This is a genomic window from Candidatus Accumulibacter vicinus (genome assembly GCF_000584955.1).
GTDB classification, from domain to species: domain Bacteria; phylum Pseudomonadota; class Gammaproteobacteria; order Burkholderiales; family Rhodocyclaceae; genus Accumulibacter; species Accumulibacter vicinus.
This window is the reverse complement of sequence record NZ_JDSS02000027.1, coordinates 230,552-231,924: the sequence shown is the minus strand read 5'-3', so window position 1 is coordinate 231,924 and position 1,373 is coordinate 230,552. Positions and strand designations below refer to the sequence as shown.

Sequence of the window (1,373 nt, the reverse complement as noted above, 5' to 3'; positions counted from 1 at the left end):
AACGCCTTTGTCATCAGGAGAGCCAAGTGACGCCCAACATCACAATCCACCGGACCTTCGGCAAGCTGTGCTTGCCGAAGGTCCGGTGATTTTCAACGTTAGCCGTCAAGGTGGTACACATGGCAGCCTGGCAGTTCGATCTGTTCTTTGTCCCCGAAAATGGTCCGTCACCGGTTTTGTTGAACGATAGTTATGACGTTCCAGCAGTATCAATACAACAAGCTGCGCGTGCCAAATCACACTTGACCGCGTGTTTCGGAACCCCTCAGGAGCTGATGAAAGACTTCTTTGCCTATGGGCACGAGCAGGGGAACCGCGTCGACATCATGTTCAATGACGATGAAAGCGCAGAAGTCAAAGCCAGAATAGACGCACGCTCTGATTCCGAAGCATTCGTCCAAACGATATGTGCTCTTGCAAACTCGTTGGGCTGCACATTGTTTTCGCCTGAGTTCGCGTGCCCAATAGAATCAAACGTCCTCGCCGTTAAGTCTGCTCTGATCAGTTCCCGATCATATGCGTTCGTGCAAAACCCAAAGAAGTTTCTCTCCGGCATTCACAATGACGGCTAGGCACCCCAACCGGGCCGGCACCGGTCCGATGGAAATCCAGACCGCCCAGCGGATCGACTACGCCGCGCGCAACGCCGCCGGCATCGCCCCCGAGGGCGGCATCCACGGTCTTCGCCATGCCTTCGCCACGCACCTGCTCGAAGCCGGCGTCGATCTCTACCGCATCGGCCGACTCCTCAGCCAGGGCACTCTGTCGACGACCTCGCGCTACCTCCATCTCGCCCGCTCGTCGCTGACCGGCAATACCTCGCCCCTGGAACGGCTCGACCCGCTCACCTGAGCCACCGCCAGTGACCCTGGCCGAGGTCTTCCGCCGGCACGGGCCGGCGTACCTCGCCAAGCACGTCTTGTCATCCGTCAAGGCCAAGGTCTGGCGGGCGATCGTCGCCTGTCGCACGGCGGTCCTTGGCGGCCACGTCGAGACCTGTGACGGCTGTGGCGTGACGCGACACGTCTATCACTCGTGTCGCAACCGCCACTGCCCGCAGTGCCAGACGCGAGCCAAGGCGCACTGGTTGGCGAAACGGCGTCGGGAGCTGTTGCCGGTACCGTATTTTCATCGGGTGTTCACTCTGCCGCATGCGCTGCACGCGCTGATCGGACAACGCCCGCGCGTGGTCTACGAGATGCTGTTTGGCACGGCGTCGGCCACCCTCAGCGAGTTCGCCGCCAACCCCCGCTGGCTGGGCAAGCGGGCGTTCTCGCGGGTCCTGCACACCGGGAAGCAGGACCTCGGGCGGCATGTGCCTGTGCACGCCCTGGTCGCCGGCGGAGCGCTGACGCCCGCGGGCGAGTGGCGGT

General features: G+C 61.9%; 3 protein-coding genes. All 3 read left to right on the top strand.

Annotated elements, in window-relative coordinates; translation table 11 throughout:
* Window positions 1-119: 119 nt before the first annotated feature.
* Complete coding sequence (locus CAPSK01_RS22970; protein WP_273703673.1) at window positions 120-572, top strand: hypothetical protein; 453 nt, start codon at window positions 120-122, stop codon at window positions 570-572.
* Between the two features lie 28 nt (window positions 573-600).
* Complete coding sequence (locus CAPSK01_RS13540) at window positions 601-852, top strand: tyrosine-type recombinase/integrase (protein ID WP_273703672.1); 252 nt, start codon at window positions 601-603, stop codon at window positions 850-852.
* 10 nt (window positions 853-862) lie between these two features.
* Window positions 863-1,373 (top strand): transposase zinc-binding domain-containing protein (locus CAPSK01_RS13535; protein WP_273703671.1); only part of this gene is annotated, 511 nt, incomplete at its 3' end.

Coding starts and splice junctions, on each gene's coding strand:
- CAPSK01_RS22970 (WP_273703673.1), top strand. CDS start 120: ATGGCAGCCTGGCAGTTCGATCTGTTCTTTGTCCCCGAAAATGGTCCG.
- CAPSK01_RS13540 (WP_273703672.1), top strand. CDS start 601: ATGGAAATCCAGACCGCCCAGCGGATCGACTACGCCGCGCGCAACGCC.